At 67.9% G+C, this 14095-nt stretch carries 14 protein-coding genes and 1 pseudogene; 14 read left to right on the forward strand and 1 reads right to left on the reverse strand.

Features of this window, described 5'->3' with window-relative positions:
• The first annotated feature begins 72 nt into the window (after positions 1-72).
• The 12 genes from NKI68_RS13755 to NKI68_RS13810 all read left to right on the forward strand — a co-directional run bounded on the left by NKI68_RS13755 (position 73) and on the right by NKI68_RS13810 (position 11544).
• Entirely contained in the window at positions 73-1071 is a 999-nt protein-coding gene (locus tag NKI68_RS13755) for a complex I subunit 1/NuoH family protein (protein WP_254546434.1), read from the forward strand.
• 106 nt (positions 1072-1177) lie between these two features.
• Complete coding sequence (locus tag NKI68_RS13760; protein ID WP_254543672.1) at positions 1178-1639, forward strand: NuoI/complex I 23 kDa subunit family protein; 462 nt, start codon at positions 1178-1180, stop codon at positions 1637-1639.
• A 403-nt stretch (positions 1640-2042) separates the two neighbouring features.
• On the forward strand, positions 2043-2312 hold the full coding sequence (locus NKI68_RS13765; protein WP_254543673.1) for a DUF433 domain-containing protein: 270 nt from the start codon (positions 2043-2045) through the stop codon (positions 2310-2312).
• Complete coding sequence (locus NKI68_RS13770) at positions 2313-2657, forward strand: DUF5615 family PIN-like protein (protein WP_254543674.1); 345 nt, start codon at positions 2313-2315, stop codon at positions 2655-2657.
• A gap of 107 nt (positions 2658-2764) precedes the next feature.
• Positions 2765-3034, forward strand: coding sequence for an NADH-quinone oxidoreductase subunit J (locus NKI68_RS13775; RefSeq protein ID WP_254543675.1), 270 nt, complete (start codon positions 2765-2767; stop codon positions 3032-3034).
• Complete coding sequence (locus tag NKI68_RS13780) at positions 3031-3444, forward strand: NADH-quinone oxidoreductase subunit J (RefSeq protein WP_254543676.1); 414 nt, start codon at positions 3031-3033, stop codon at positions 3442-3444. The genes NKI68_RS13775 and NKI68_RS13780 overlap by 4 nt, the downstream gene beginning before the upstream one ends.
• The gene (gene nuoK / locus NKI68_RS13785; protein WP_254543677.1) at positions 3444-3749 is read left to right on the forward strand and encodes an NADH-quinone oxidoreductase subunit NuoK; all 306 of its coding nucleotides are present in this window, start codon (positions 3444-3446) and stop codon (positions 3747-3749) included. The genes NKI68_RS13780 and nuoK overlap by 1 nt, the downstream gene beginning before the upstream one ends.
• Before the next feature lie 4 nt (positions 3750-3753).
• The gene (gene nuoL / locus NKI68_RS13790) at positions 3754-5778 is read left to right on the forward strand and encodes an NADH-quinone oxidoreductase subunit L (protein WP_254543678.1); all 2025 of its coding nucleotides are present in this window, start codon (positions 3754-3756) and stop codon (positions 5776-5778) included.
• The gene (locus tag NKI68_RS13795; RefSeq protein ID WP_254543679.1) at positions 5779-7359 is read left to right on the forward strand and encodes a complex I subunit 4 family protein; all 1581 of its coding nucleotides are present in this window, start codon (positions 5779-5781) and stop codon (positions 7357-7359) included. It abuts the gene before it with no gap.
• Positions 7356-8852: an NADH-quinone oxidoreductase subunit N gene (locus tag NKI68_RS13800; protein WP_254543680.1), complete on the forward strand. Its 1497-nt coding sequence runs from the start codon at positions 7356-7358 to the stop codon at positions 8850-8852. The genes NKI68_RS13795 and NKI68_RS13800 overlap by 4 nt, the downstream gene beginning before the upstream one ends.
• Before the next feature lie 217 nt (positions 8853-9069).
• Positions 9070-10575 carry a DHH family phosphoesterase gene (locus NKI68_RS13805; protein ID WP_254543681.1) on the forward strand — a complete coding sequence of 502 codons (1506 nt, stop codon included), beginning with the start codon at positions 9070-9072 and terminating at the stop codon, positions 10573-10575.
• 159 nt (positions 10576-10734) lie between these two features.
• The gene (locus NKI68_RS13810) at positions 10735-11544 is read left to right on the forward strand and encodes a CBS domain-containing ParB/RepB/Spo0J family partition protein (RefSeq protein ID WP_254543682.1); all 810 of its coding nucleotides are present in this window, start codon (positions 10735-10737) and stop codon (positions 11542-11544) included.
• Positions 11545-11588: 44 nt separating this feature from the next.
• Here NKI68_RS13810 and NKI68_RS13815 read toward each other — a convergent pair.
• A pseudogene (locus tag NKI68_RS13815) lies at positions 11589-11939 on the reverse strand (zinc ribbon domain-containing protein); the annotation flags it as partial.
• A 376-nt stretch (positions 11940-12315) separates the two neighbouring features.
• Between NKI68_RS13815 and NKI68_RS13820 the strand changes: the two are divergent.
• Positions 12316-13299 (forward strand): ABC transporter ATP-binding protein, encoded by a 984-nt coding sequence (locus tag NKI68_RS13820; RefSeq protein WP_254543683.1) that lies wholly within the window; start codon positions 12316-12318, stop codon positions 13297-13299.
• Positions 13296-14081: an ABC transporter permease gene (locus tag NKI68_RS13825; protein WP_254543684.1), complete on the forward strand. Its 786-nt coding sequence runs from the start codon at positions 13296-13298 to the stop codon at positions 14079-14081. Before NKI68_RS13820 ends, NKI68_RS13825 begins: the two co-directional genes overlap by 4 nt.
• Positions 14082-14095 lie beyond the last annotated feature (14 nt).

The following is a 14095-nucleotide window of genomic DNA, read 5'->3' on the forward strand; positions in this document are numbered from 1 at the left end:
GCGACGGCACCCCCCGTCAGCGGGGGGACGCTCACGGACACGATCGGGAACCTGCTCGGCTTCGGCGGGAACATGGGGCCGCTCGAGACGTTCGTCGCGGCGCTGATCGCGGCGTTCATCGTCGGCAACATCATGCTCATCACGACCGCGATCGCGGGGCCGTGGGCGAAGCGGAAGATCACGGCGGCGTTCACCGACCGCATCGCGGTCAACCGGGTCGGGCCGTTCGGCCTGCTCATCATCGTCGCCGACGCGGTGCGCCTCCTCTCGAAGGAACTCATCATCCCCGAGGGCGCGGACCGCCCGGCGTTCGACCTCGCGCCCGTCGTGATGGTCGCCTCCGCCCTGCTCGGGTTCGCGGTCATCCCGATGGGTAGCGGCATCCAGCTCGCCGACCCCGAGGTCGGCCTCGCGTACGTCTTCGCGGTCTCCTCCATCGCCAGCGTCGGACTGGTGATGGGCGGCTACGCGTCGAACAACAAGTACTCGTTCCTCGGCGGTCTGCGCGCGGTGGCGCAGAACATCGCCTACGAGATTCCGCTCGTCGTCACGGCGGCGTCGGTGGTCATCTTCGCCGGCTCGCTCCAGATGAGCACCATCGTGAACATGCAGGCGGAGCCGCTGTTCACGGTGGCGGGCATCACCGTCCCCTCGTGGTACGCGTTCGTCAACCCGTTCGCGTTCGTGCTGTTCATCGCCGCCAACCTCGCCGAGGTCGGGCGCAACCCGTTCGACGTGCCCGAGGCCCCGACCGAGATCGTCGCCGGGTACCAGACGGAGTATTCCTCGGTCTACTTCGTGCTGATGTACCTCGCGGAGTTCCTGCACATCTTCCTCGGCGGGGCGATCATCGCGACGATCTTCCTCGGCGGCCCGGCCGGACCGCTCCTGCCCGGGTTCGTCTGGTTCATGATCAAGATCTGGGCGGTCTTCCTGCTGACGCAGTGGGCCCGCTCTGCGGTCCCGCGCGTCCGCATCGACCAGCTCATCGAGATCGGCTGGAAGGGGATGCTCGTGCTCTCCTTCGCCAACCTCCTGCTCACCGCCGTCATCGTGGGGGTGATCGTCTGAGACGGCCGGCCCCGGGGCGTTCCGGGGCGAGTCGGGCACCGCCCGACGACGCCCGGGCAGGCGGAGATCCCGGGGTTGAAATCCCCCCTTCGAGAAGGGTATACCAATGATTGGAATCCTCAAGGGCATGGCGACCACGATGAAACACGCCCTGGACGGGACGACGTTCACCGTCGAGTACCCCGACCAGGCACCGGAGGTCAGCCCCCGGTTCCGCGGCGTGCACAAGTTCAGCCAGGAGCGCTGCATCTGGTGTCGCCAGTGTGAGAACGTCTGCCCGAACGACACCATCCAGATCGTCACGGACGAACAGCGCAACGGCGAGCAGTACAACCTCCACATCGGCCAGTGCGTCTACTGCCGACTCTGCGAGGAGGTCTGCCCCGTCGACGCCATCCTGCTCACCCAGAACTTCGAGTTCACGGCGGACACGAAGGACGAGTTCGCCTACAACATGGAGCAGTTGAAGAACGTCCCCTGGTACAAGGACATCGACCCGCTCGCCTCCCGCGAGCCCGACCGCGGCGCGTGGATCGGCGAGGGCGAAGGCGACGTGGACTACCAGTAAAGCACCACTTTTTTGGGCGAGGTCCTCCTCGGCGTGGCGAAGCCACGCCTCGTCGAACCCCGCCCAAAAACCTGGACTAAAAACGCCGCTCGCTCGTTCGCTTCGCTCACTCGCTCGCGGTACGACACGGATCGAGCCGCACGCAAAACCTGTTTCCGCGAGCGAGAGCGAGGCGTGAGCGAAGCGAGCGCCTCGAACAGCCGAGCGGCGGAGCCGTGAGGCGAACGCAGTAAGCGGACGCTTGCCGAACGAGAGAAGCGAGTCCAGCAGTGGACGAAAAAGGCCGCTCCGAGCGGTAACGGGAGCGGTGACCCTGCTCTGTGAGGTGCCGCCAACGTTTCGCATCGATGGGTTCACCGCGTGGGGCGGAAAGTGACTAATAGCCGTAGATAGTACGGTACGTATGCCGGTAGTCAGCACGCCGAACGTACTCGGCGGCGACCCCCGTCTCGAAGGACGTCGTATCTCGGTACTACAGGTCGCTGATCTCGTACTCGCGGGGCACGGACCCGAGCACGTCGCCGACCAACTCGGCATCACCCTCGCGGAGGTCCACGAGGCGATGGCTTACTACTACAATCATCCCGACCAGATGGAGGCCGTCCGAGAAGCCTACGAAGACCTCGAAGCGGACCTGGCTGAACGGTCGAACGCGCCACACGCACCACCGTAGATGACTCGACTGGCGTTTCTCGTCGACGAACACGTTCCGCGCGTGTTCACCACCTCCTTACGGTCCAGTGGGTTCGAGGCGACGACCGCCCGAGAACGGTACGGAGAGAGGAGCAACGATCGAACGATCCTCGACGACTGTCGACGGGAGGAGATGGTCGTCGTCACCAACGACCGTGACTTCGTCCGGATGGGCGACGAACACGCGGGCATCGTGATGTATACCGACCGGACCCTATTGCTCGATGCGCCGCTCGAGGCAGTCGAGGCGATCACCCGAATCAATCGGTACTACACGCCGGCGGAGATTCGCAACACCGTCGAATGGTTGGACGACTGGACATAGCCGTCGGCTCGACGGACGACAGCGACTCCTCTAAACCGCTGCCCGTGCATGCGCGCTCGTAGACGATTCTCGAAACGTTGAAACCCCGAGCGCAACGACAGACACCAATGGCAGTAGCAGAGACACTAGCATTCGCGCTGTTCGCCATCGTAACGGTGGGGAGCGCACTCGGCGTCGTGCTCGTGCGTGACGTCTGGCACGCGGCGCTGCTCCTCGGGGTGGCGCTGCTGTCGGTCGCGGTGCACTACGTCATGCTACGCGCCGAGTTCCTGGCGGCGATGCAGGTCCTCGTCTACGTCGGCGGGGTCCTCATCCTCATCACCTTCGCGGTGATGCTGACCCGCGAGTCCGCCAGCGACGAGGAGGTGCCAGCATGACCACGCGTCCACGCTTGAAACTCGACGGCAGTAGCATGGTGCCGGGCCTCGCCGCGGTGGCGTTGTTCGTCGTCATGGCCGCGGTGTTCCTCACTGCGCAGTACGGCCAGCCGCAGGGCTTCGCCGAGGGGAGTATCACCGCGAGCATCGGCTACGCGATGTTCGACCTCGTGAACCTCGCCACCCACGAGTCCGAGGGCTTTCTCATCGCGTTCGAGATCATCGACGTCGTCCTCGTCGCCGCGCTGGTGGCGGCCGTGATGCTGGCGCGCCGCGAAGGCGGCTCCGCTCACGGCCCCGCCGGCGCGTCCGTTCGCACCGACGGCGGACGGGCGGACCGGGACGACTCGACCGAGGACGAACTGGCCGACGAACCGACCGACGGCGAATCCCCGGGGGAGGGCCGCTGATGGCCGTCCCCGTCCAGTACTACCTCGTGCTGTCGGCGGCGGTGTTCTGCATCGGCCTGTTCGGCATCCTGACCCGTCGCAACGCGCTGTTCTTCCTGATGAGCGTCGAACTCATGCTGAACGCGGCGAACATCAACCTCGTCGCGTTCTCCTACCAGTTCGGCAACCTCACCGGGCAGGTGTTCAGCCTGTTCACGATGGCGCTGGCCGCCGCGGAGGTGGCCGTCGGGATCGGCATCATCCTCGTACTGTACCGGAACTTCAGCGACGTGGACGTCACCAAGGCGACCACGATGAGGTGGTAAGATCATGGCAGGAGTATTCGACTACGCGCCGGCGATCGCACTGTTGCCGTTCGTCTCGTTCCTCGTCGCGCTCTTCGGGGGGAAGTACATGCCGAAGAAGGGCGCGCTCGCCGGCATCGTCGCGACCGGCGGCTCGCTCGCGCTGTCCGCCTGGGTGGCGCTGACGGTGCTCGGCGGCGAGACGTACAACCAGGTCATCTACACGTTCGTGGCCACCCAGGACCCGTTCGCCCTGGAGTTCGGCCTGCTGCTCGACCAGCTCTCCTCGCTGATGCTGGTCATCGTCTCGCTCATCGCGTTCCTCGTACACGTGTTCAGCCTCGGCTACATGAACGACGAGGGCGAGATCGGGCTACCGCGGTACTACGCCGAACTCGGCCTGTTCAGCGCGAGCATGCTCGCGTTCGTGATGTCCTCGAACCTGCTGATGGCGTTCATGTTCTTCGAACTGGTCGGGCTCTGCTCGTACCTGCTCATCGGCTTCTGGTTCCGTGACGACGGCCCGGCGTCGGCGGCGAAGAAGGCGTTCCTCGTCACCCGCTTCGGTGACTACTTCTTCCTGATCGGCGTCGTCGCCGTGTTCGCCACGTTCGGCACGGCGGCGTTCGCGGGGGGAGAGAGCTTCCCCCACCTCGCCGAACAGGCCCTGCACGGCGAGGCCCAGGTGAACACCTTCGGCTTCGCGCCGGAGACCTGGTTCACGGTCCTCGGCCTGCTCGTGCTCGGGGGCGTGATGGGCAAGTCCGCCCAGTTCCCGTTCCACACGTGGCTGCCCGACGCGATGGAGGGCCCGACGCCCGTCTCCGCGCTCATCCACGCGGCGACGATGGTCGCCGCTGGCGTCTACCTCGTCGCGCGCATGTACGGCTTCTACGCCCTCTCGCCGACGGCGCTCGCGGTGATCGCCTTCGTCGGCGGCTTCACGGCGCTGTTCGCCGCGACGATGGGCGTCGTCAAGCGCGAGATCAAGCAGGTGCTCGCCTACTCGACCATCTCCCAGTACGGCTACATCATGCTCGCGCTGGGGACGGGCGGATACGTCGCCGCCGTCTTCCACCTGACCACCCACGCGGTGTTCAAGGCGCTGCTGTTCCTCGGCGCGGGGTCGGTCATCATCGCGATGCACCACAACGAGGACATGTGGGACATGGGCGGGCTGAAAGACCGCATGCCCGTCACCTACTGGACGTTCCTCTCGGGGTCGCTCGCGCTCGCGGGCATCGTCCCGTTCTCCGGCTTCTGGTCGAAGGACGAGGTGCTGTTCGAGGCGCTCGTCCACGGCCTCGGCGGGAACCCGCTGCTCCTCGCCGCCTACGCAATGGGCCTGCTCGCCGTCTTCCTGACGGGCTTCTACACCTTCCGGATGGTCATACTGACCTTCCACGGCGAGCCCCGGACGGACACGGCGCGTGATCCCCACGGCGTTCGCTGGAACGTCAAGGGGCCGCTCGTCGTCCTCGGCGTGCTCGCGGCGGTCGTCGGGTTCATCAACGCCGCGCCGATCGCGGAGCTGACCGGCGCGCACGTCGACTTCCTCCACTCGTGGCTGTTCCACGGGCCGGAGAACCTCACCGGCGAGCACTACGAGACGCTGCTCGAGGAGTTCGCCGGCTACGAGGCCGCCTACCCGCTCGGCGAGGTCGGCACGATGCTCGCCTCCGCGGCGGTGTCGCTCGGCCTCGCGCTCGCCGGTGCCGGGCTCGCGGTGGCGCTCTACCGCGGCCCCGCGCCGGTCGAACACACGGACAGACTCGGCTCGATCAAGACGTTGCTCTTCAACAACTACTACCAGGACGAGTACCAGGTGTGGCTCGCCGAGGGCCTGACGGCGAACGTCGCCCGGGGTGCCGACAAGTTCGACCAGGGCGTCATCGACGGCGTGGTCAACGGCGTCTCCAGCGTCTCGCTGTTCTCCGGCAGCCGCATCCGGCGCATCCAGACCGGGATCGTCTCCAACTACGCCGCGCTGCTCACGCTCGGGCTGGTCGCGCTCATCGTCGCGCTCGGGCTGGTCGGGGGGTGGTTCTGAGTGCTGATCGAGGTCCTCATCGCCGCCTGCCTGCTCGGGGCGGCGATCACCTTCCTCGCCCCCGACCGCGTCGCCGGACGCCTCGCGTTCGCGATCAGCCTCGTGCCCGTCGTCGTCAGCGTCTACATGTACTCGGTCTTCGACGGCACGGGTAACGTCCTGCTGCAGGGCGGCCAGCCCGCCTTCGAGACCACGGTCGAGTGGTTCACGCTCGGGGCCTACCAGCTGTCCTACCACACCGGTCTGGACGGCATCTCGATGCCGCTTATCGCGCTCTCGACGATCCTGACGACGCTCGCCATCCTGAGCGCGTGGACGCCGATCGACGAGCGCCAGTCGCAGTTCTACGGGCTGATGTTCGTGATGGAGGCGAGCCTCATCGGCGTCTTCTCCGCGCTCGACTTCTTCGTCTGGTTCGTCTTCTGGGAGGCCGTCCTCATCCCGATGTACTTCCTCATCGGCGTCTGGGGCGGTCCGCGCCGGAAGTACGCCGCGATCAAGTTCTTCGTCTACACGAACGTCGCCTCGCTGGTGATGTTCGTCGGCTTCTTCACCCTCGTGTTCGGGCTGGGCGACTCGATCGCCAGCCTCGGCCTGCCCGAGATCGCGCAGGCGCTCAACCGGGGGGCGCTCGGCTCGGTCTACGGGCTCTCCGGCGACGCGGTCGCGCTGATCGCGTTCGTCCTCATGTTCTTCGGGTTCGCGGTGAAGGTGCCCGTCGTCCCGCTGCACACGTGGCTGCCCGACGCCCACGTCGAGGCCCCCACGCCGGTGTCGGTGATGCTGGCGGGCGTCCTCCTGAAGATGGGGACCTACGCCATGCTCCGGTTCAACTTCACGATGCTGCCGGAGGTGGCGACGGCGCTCGCGCCGTACCTCGCCGCGATCGCGGTGATCAGCGTCATCTACGGCGCGCTGCTCGCGCTCGCCCAGCAGGACCTGAAGCGCATCGTCGCGTACTCCTCGGTCTCGTCGATGGGCTATGTCATCCTCGGTCTCGTCGCCTACACCGTCTACGGGCTGGGCGGCGCGACCTTCCAGATGATCTCCCACGGCCTCATCTCGGGGCTGCTGTTCCTGTGCGTGGGCGTCATCTACAACACGACCCACACGCGCATGGTGGGCGACATGAGCGGGCTGGCCGACCGGATGCCCGTCACGGTCGGCGCGCTGGTCGCCGGCTCGTTCGCCTACATGGGCCTGCCGCTGATGGCCGGCTTCGCCGCGGAGTTCTTCATCTTCGTCGGCACGTTCGACGCCGGGTTCGCCGGCGCGCCCGTGTTCACCGCGCTGGCGATGTTCGGCATCGTCATCGTGGCCGGGTACCTGCTGTTCGCGCTCCAGCGGACGGTGTTCGGCGGGTTCTTCTCCGCGACCGACTACCCGGTGCGTGAGGCCGGCGTCCACGACCTCGTACCGCTGGTCGTGCTCGTCGTGCTCATCGTCGTGCTGGGGACGGCACCCGACATCGCGTTCGCGATGATCCGCGACGCGGTCGGCCCGATCCTCGACCTCGACGCCGCGGGCTACGCCAGCGTCGAGACGCTCAACGCGCTCTCCGCGCTCGGAGGTGTCCAATGATTCCGCTACAAACGACAGAACTCTCCGGGCTGGTCGCGCTCGCGCCGACGCTCGCGTTCGGCCTGACCGCGCTCGGCCTGCTCGTCGTCGACAGCATCGAACCGGAAGCGTCGAACCGCGGCCTGCTCGCGGGGCTCTCCGTCGTGGGGTCGCTGCTCGCGCTGCTCGCGACGGGCTTCGTCCTGTTCGCGACGGGCGGCGAACCGGTCCGGCTGTTCGGCGGACAGCTGATCGTCGACGGGATGAGCCTGTTCTTCACGTTCATCTTCGCGAGCGTGACCGCGCTCGTCAGCCTCGCGAGCTACGACTACCTGCGCGACACCCCCTACCAGGCGGAGTTCTACGCGCTGGTGTTGCTGGCGGCGACGGGCATGTCGCTGATGGCGACGTCGAACTCCTTCGCCACGGTGTTCGTCAGCCTCGAACTGTCCTCGCTTCCCTCCTACGCGCTCGTCGCGTACCTGAAGCGCAACCGCGGGAGCGTCGAGGCGGGCATCAAGTACTTCCTCATCGGGGCGCTCTCGTCTGCGGTACTCGCCTACGGGATCAGCCTCGTCTACGGCGTCACCGGGAGCCTCCTGCTGCCCGAGGTGGCGAGCGCCCTCTCCGGGGGCGTCGGCGACGGCCTGCTCGGCGTGCTCGGCATCGGCGTGCTGATGATCGTCGGCGGGGTCGCGTTCAAGACGGCCTCGGTGCCGTTCCACTTCTGGGCCCCCGAGGCGTACGAGGGCGCGCCCGCACCCATCTCGGCGTTCCTCTCGTCGGCCTCGAAGGCCGCCGGGTTCGTCGTCGCGTTCCGCGTGTTCGTCACCGCGTTCCCGCTCGAGGCGAACATCGGCGTCGACTGGGTGCTCGCGTTCCAGGTGCTCGCGTTCGTGACGATGTTCATCGGGAACTTCGCCGCCGCGACCCAGGAGAACGTAAAGCGCATGCTGGCGTACTCCTCGATCGGGCACGCCGGCTACGTCCTCATCGCGCTCGGCGCGCTCACTGGCGCGGGCGACAGCGGGTTCATCCTCGGCGCGGGGATGCTCCACCTCGTCGTCTACGGGTTCATGAACACGGGCGCGTTCCTGTTCGTCGCGCTCGTCGAGTACTGGGGCGTCGGGCGCACCTTCGAGGACTACAACGGCCTCGCGACCCAGGCACCGGTCGCCTGCGTGGCGATGACCGTCTTCCTGTTCAGCCTCGCGGGGCTGCCCATCGGCGGGGGCTTCCTCTCGAAGTTCTTCCTGCTGATGGCGGCCGTCGACGGCGGCGTGCTCCTGCTCGCCGCCGCGCTCGTCATCAACAGCGCGCTGTCGCTGTACTACTACTCCCGCGTCGTGCGGGCGATGTGGATCGAGGATCCGTCTACGCCCTTCGACATCGAGAGCTACCCGACGGGACTCTACGCCGCGGTCGTCGCCGCGGCCGTCGTCACCGTCGCGCTGCTGCCCGCCCTCGGACTGTTCTCCGACGTGGCGTTCGAGGCGGCCGCGACGCTCTTCTGACGGGCGGGGCGTCGTTCCGACTCGTTCGGTTCCGTTCGCGTTCGTTCCCGTTCTCGCCGTCGCGGGTCCGCCCGTCCCGGCGCTCCCGCCCCGCCGCTCCCATCCGCCTCGAGTACCGTCCGTCCGGCGGGACGCTCCCGCCGGAAGAACCGACCGATGGCGATCGATTCGATGCTCCGCCCGCAGAGTTTTACCCGCTCGCTCCGGTAGGGAGTGTATGACAACCCGGCTCGTCCTCGCCTGCGGGTCGTTCGGCCACTCGCTCTACGACGACCTCGGCGATCTGCCGGGGGAACTTCTCGTCGTCACCGACGAGGAGAGCCGCGTGGAGGCGTTGCGCGAGGAGAGTATCCCGGCGACCCGGGGTGACTGTGGCGACCCGGAGACGATCCGGGCGGTCGTCGACGAGGACGACCGCCCGGTCGAGACCGTCGTCGTGGCGGGCACCGACGCGGCGACGAACCGGCGCGCGGTCGCGGCGGCGCGCGAGGCGTACCCCGACGCGATGCTCCTCGCGTACGTCCCCGCGGAGACCGACGGAGAGACGCGCGACGCCATCGAGGCGGTGGCCGATCGGGTCGTCGACCCCGAGACCGTCCTCGCCCGGCGGATCCTCGAACCGACGCGGCGGGAGGGGCTTCGCGTCCGCCAGTTGCGTCGGCTCCTCCGCGAGATGGAGGGTCCCCTCGCCGTCGTCATGCACGACAACCCCGATCCCGACGCCATCGCGAGCGCCGTCGCGCTCTGCGCCATCGCGGAGACCGCCGGATGCGACGCCGAGGCGATCTACTACGGCGACATCACCCACCAGGAGAACCTCGCGCTCGTGAACCTGCTCGAGTTCGACCTGAAGAACCTCGAGCCGGGGGACGACCTCTCTGCGTACGGCGGGTTCGCGCTCGTCGACCACTCCCGGCCGGGGGTGAACGACCAGCTCCCCGAGGACACGGCCGTCGACGTCGTCATCGACCACCACCCGCCGCGCGAACCGGTCGCGGCGCGCTTCGTCGACCTCCGGAGCGACGTCGGCGCGACCAGCACCCTCCTGGTCGACTACCTCCGACTGCTCGGGGTGCGCCCCTCGACCGAGGTGGCGACGGGCCTGCTCTACGGCATCCGGGTGGACACGAAGGAGTTCAGCCGCGAGGTGTCGACCGACGACTTCGAGGCGGCGGCGTACCTCCTGCCGTACGTCGACCAGGCGACCCTCGAGCGGGTCGAGTCCCCGAGCGTGAGCGTCGACATCCTGGAGACGATCGGGCGGGCCATCCGCAACCGGCGGACGGAGGGGTCCGTGCTCACCTCCTGCGTCGGCCGCCTGCGCTCCCGGGACGCGCTGGCGCAGGCGGCGGATCGCCTGCTCGACATGGAGGACGTCACGACGACGCTCGTCTACGGCATCCAGGACGGCACCATCTACGCCTCGGCGCGCACCCGCGGCGCTGACCTCGACGTGGGCGAGACCCTCCGGGAGGCGTTCTCGCCGATCGGCGAGGCCGGCGGCCACGCCGACATGGCGGGCGCGCAGATCCCCCTCGGCCTCCTCGGGAGCGTCGAGGAGGACAGCGACGAGGAACTCCGGGGAATCATCGAGGACGTCATCACCGATCGCTTCTTCGAGACGCTCCGCTCGCGGCCCCACTGGGACCTCACCGAGCGGTTCGACGACGGGGTCGAGGGACTGCCGGCGGGGACCGGAACGCCCGACGACGAGCGGGGGTGAGACGGGGAGGGAAGGGACGAGAGGAGCGACCGGAGCGAGAACGACGGCCGAAGGGGAGTCGGCAGCCGCGGAGCGAGCACGGAGCACGGAGCGCGGACGAGGTGAGCGGGGTCGTCTCGACCGGGAAGGCTTTTGTCCGCGCGTCGTATGGAGTGGGTGATGCTCGACGCCGAGGAGCGCAAACTCCGCGTGAAGGACTACATGACGCGCGACGTGGTGACGGTGAGCGTCGACGACACCGTCGCGGACGTGAAGCGGCGCATCGCGGAGAACGAGGAGCACAGCGGGTTTCCCGTCTGCGACAGGCGGCGCGTCCACGGGTTCATCACCGCCCGCGACCTCCTGCTCGCCGGCGACGACGAGCCGATGTTCAAGGTGATGAACGACGACCTCATCGTCGCGCACCCGGAGATGGAGATCACGGACGCCGCGCGCGTCATCCTGCGCTCCGGCATCCAGAAGCTCCCGGTCGTCGACGACGCGGGGAACCTCGTGGGCATCATCTCGAACGCCGACGTGGTGCGCAGCCAGATCGAGCGCGCCACCCCGGGGAAGGTGAACAAGCTGATCGAGACGCTCCGGAACATCCACGGCGTCGGCATGCGCCAGGAGCGCCGGAAGGTGCCGCTCGCGTCGCTCACGCCCACGCAGTCGAAGGTCTACACCGACGAACTCGAGGGGCGGTCCTACGAACTGGAGAACGGCCTCGCGGAACCGCTCGTGGTCATCGACAACGGCGGCGATCGCCTCCTGCTCGCCGACGGCCACCACCGCGTGAAGGCGGCCAAGCGCCTCGGCATCGAGGAGATGGACGCCTACGTCATCGTCCTCGAGGAGCGCGTCCCGCTCGGAATGGCCGAGACCGCCCGCAAGGCGAACCTCGAGACCATCGACGACATCCAGGAGGTGGACTACGCCCACCACCCGCTGGTCGAGACGATCGAGCGCCTCCAGAAACAGGACGATTGACATCCTCCCCGCCCTGAAGGGCGAGGATTCCTCACGGTGGAGTCTCAGTCGTCCTGAGTCTCCACGGAGGCAACTTTCCCACTCGGTGTGGTACTCTGGTTTGTGTAGTCCTCGTTGGCCGTTGTCTCCACCGCGATGGAGGGCGGGCTATGATCGTCCCGCCAACTGTGTTTGTTCCACTTGAGGTACACGGGCCGTGCCATCGACCCAACCGCGTTCGTCTGCTGTCTCAGGAACGATTCCGAAGCCACGAGGTCTGCGTGTCCCTCGAATCCACACGGGCACGTCAGCGAATCCTCGTGACGAATCGTCTCCTCGCGCTCTCCGCACTCAGGACACTCCTGACTCGTCCACGCCTCGGACTCCTCCTCAACCGCAATACCGTACTCTTCACAGACGCTTTCGTTGTCTTCGAGGAAGGCTTGGCGGCGAGCGTAGTTCGTCTCGTTCCAGAGACTCGCAGAAGCGTCCAACCAGCGAACGAACACCTCTCGCTCTTTCGCAGAACGAGGGCGAACGTCGAACTGATTGGCTCGCTTCATCACCACATCTCACGAAATGTTCGTTTGTAAACGTATGGATTGGCATTGGAGACTCGACCCTGCTATCGTCGGTTGATTGTGAAGATGACGTCGGATTCATCCCCGCCCTTTAGGGCGGGGATCTCTCCTCGATTCTCCGTAACTCTCCGGATCCGACGTGAGAGACCGCCGCGACCGGCGGTTTTTTGCGCGCTCGGGTGGTACTTCTGTCACTCGGTACCCCGCCACGATGAGCGTCGAGACAGCACAGCGAAAGAGGGGAGGAGAGCGAGCAGCGGTCGTCATCGAGGGGCTGACGAAGACCTACGGCGACGTCCGGGCGGTCGACGACGTGACGCTCAGCGTCGAACCGGGCGAGGTCGTCGGCCTGCTCGGCCCGAACGGCGCGGGCAAGACGACGCTCGTCAAGTGCGCGCTCGGGTTGCTCGTGCCGACAGCGGGGTCGGTCCGCGTCGGCGACGTCGACGTGCTGGCAGACCCCGCCCGCGCGTACCGCCACGTGAGCGCGATGCTTGAGGGCGCTCGCAACGTCTACTGGCGGCTCACCGTCCGTGAGAACGTGCGGTTCTTCGCCGGGCTACAGGGCATCGACCCCCGGACGCGCCGCGAGGAACACGCGGCCCTCCTCGAGTCGCTCGACCTCGCCGAGCGCGCCGACGCCCCCGTGATGGACCTCTCGCGGGGGATGAGACAGCGGACGGCCCTCGCCTGCACGCTCGCGCGCGAGACGCCCGTGGTCTTCCTCGACGAGCCGACGCTCGGCCTCGACGTGGGGGCGTCCTACAGCCTCCGCCAGCGGATACGCCGTCTCGCCGACGAGGAGGGGCGCGCCATCGTCCTGAGCAGCCACGACATGGACGTGGTCCAGGAGGTGTGCGACCGCGTCGTCGTCCTGAGCGAGGGGCGCGTCGCGGCGGCGGGGAGCGTCCGGGAACTGGTCGGCCTGTTCGACGCGCGCGCGTACCGCGTCACCGTCTCGGGGTCGCTCCACGGGGCGACGCGCGATCGCCTCGAACGCGACCACGGCGTCGAGCGGTGGTTCCACACCCCCGAGGGGCTTCGCTTCGAGGTGACGCTCGCCGACTCGGGGGCGCTCTACGCGCTCGTCGAGGACCTCCGGGAGTCGAACGTGGCGCTGGTCTCGGTGGCGGCCATCGAACCGGATCTCGAGGACGCCTTCCTGCAGTTGACCGACCGGGGGGGACCGACGTGAGCGCGTCGTTCGCCGAGACCGTCGTCCTCGTGCGGGCGGTGGCCCGGAAGTCGCTCGTCCTCCGCGCGCGGTACGCGTTCGACACGGTGACGACCCTCCTCGTTGTCTACGCCTTCTTCGCGCTGGCGGTGTTCGGCGGGCGCGAACTCGCCCCGCGGGTCGTCGACGAACACCTCGGCGGGATCGTCGTCGGGTTCTTCCTCCTCCTGATGGCGAGCGTCGCGTACGCCGACCTCTCGTGGGAACTCGTCCGCGAGGCGGAGTGGGGGACGCTCGAACAGCTCTACGTGTCGCCCCACGGGTTCGGTCGCGTCGTCGCCGTCGAGACGGCCGTGACCCTCCTCGTGAGCTTCGCCTACGGCGTTGCCCTCCTGGCGCTGATGCTGGCGACGACGCGGACCCGGCTCCTGCTCGACCCCCTCACCGTCGTCCCGCTCGGCGCGCTCGCGCTCTGCTCGGCGGTGGGGGTCGGCTTCGCCCTCGGCGGCCTCGCCCTCGTCTTCGAGCGCGTCGAGAGCGCCCTCCGGCTGGCGCAGTTCGCGCTCGTCGCGCTCGTCGCCCTGCCCGTCGACGCCTACCCCGTCCTGAAGCTCCTCCCGCTCGCGCTCGGGAGCGACCTGCTCCGGGAGTCGATGGCCGCCGGCCGGCACCTGTGGGGCCTCCCGCCCGCCGACCTCGGGCTGCTCGTCGTCACGGCCGTCGTCTACGCGGGCGGGGGGTACGCCGTCTTCCGGCTGGGGATCCGGCGCGCGCGTACGACGGGGCGGCTGGGCCGGCACTGACCTCCGAGGACGAC

The sequence above is a fragment of the Halomarina pelagica genome (assembly GCF_024228315.1).
Classification (GTDB): Archaea; Halobacteriota; Halobacteria; order Halobacteriales; family Haloarculaceae; genus Halomarina; species Halomarina pelagica.

Coding starts and splice junctions, on each gene's coding strand:
- NKI68_RS13755 (WP_254546434.1), top strand. CDS start 73: ATGGGGCCGCTCGAGACGTTCGTCGCGGCGCTGATCGCGGCGTTCATC.
- NKI68_RS13760 (WP_254543672.1), top strand. CDS start 1,178: ATGATTGGAATCCTCAAGGGCATGGCGACCACGATGAAACACGCCCTG.
- NKI68_RS13765 (WP_254543673.1), top strand. CDS start 2,043: ATGCCGGTAGTCAGCACGCCGAACGTACTCGGCGGCGACCCCCGTCTC.
- NKI68_RS13770 (WP_254543674.1), top strand. CDS start 2,313: ATGACTCGACTGGCGTTTCTCGTCGACGAACACGTTCCGCGCGTGTTC.
- NKI68_RS13775 (WP_254543675.1), top strand. CDS start 2,765: ATGGCAGTAGCAGAGACACTAGCATTCGCGCTGTTCGCCATCGTAACG.
- NKI68_RS13780 (WP_254543676.1), top strand. CDS start 3,031: ATGACCACGCGTCCACGCTTGAAACTCGACGGCAGTAGCATGGTGCCG.
- nuoK (WP_254543677.1), top strand. CDS start 3,444: ATGGCCGTCCCCGTCCAGTACTACCTCGTGCTGTCGGCGGCGGTGTTC.
- nuoL (WP_254543678.1), top strand. CDS start 3,754: ATGGCAGGAGTATTCGACTACGCGCCGGCGATCGCACTGTTGCCGTTC.
- NKI68_RS13800 (WP_254543680.1), top strand. CDS start 7,356: ATGATTCCGCTACAAACGACAGAACTCTCCGGGCTGGTCGCGCTCGCG.
- NKI68_RS13805 (WP_254543681.1), top strand. CDS start 9,070: ATGACAACCCGGCTCGTCCTCGCCTGCGGGTCGTTCGGCCACTCGCTC.
- NKI68_RS13810 (WP_254543682.1), top strand. CDS start 10,735: ATGCTCGACGCCGAGGAGCGCAAACTCCGCGTGAAGGACTACATGACG.
- NKI68_RS13820 (WP_254543683.1), top strand. CDS start 12,316: ATGAGCGTCGAGACAGCACAGCGAAAGAGGGGAGGAGAGCGAGCAGCG.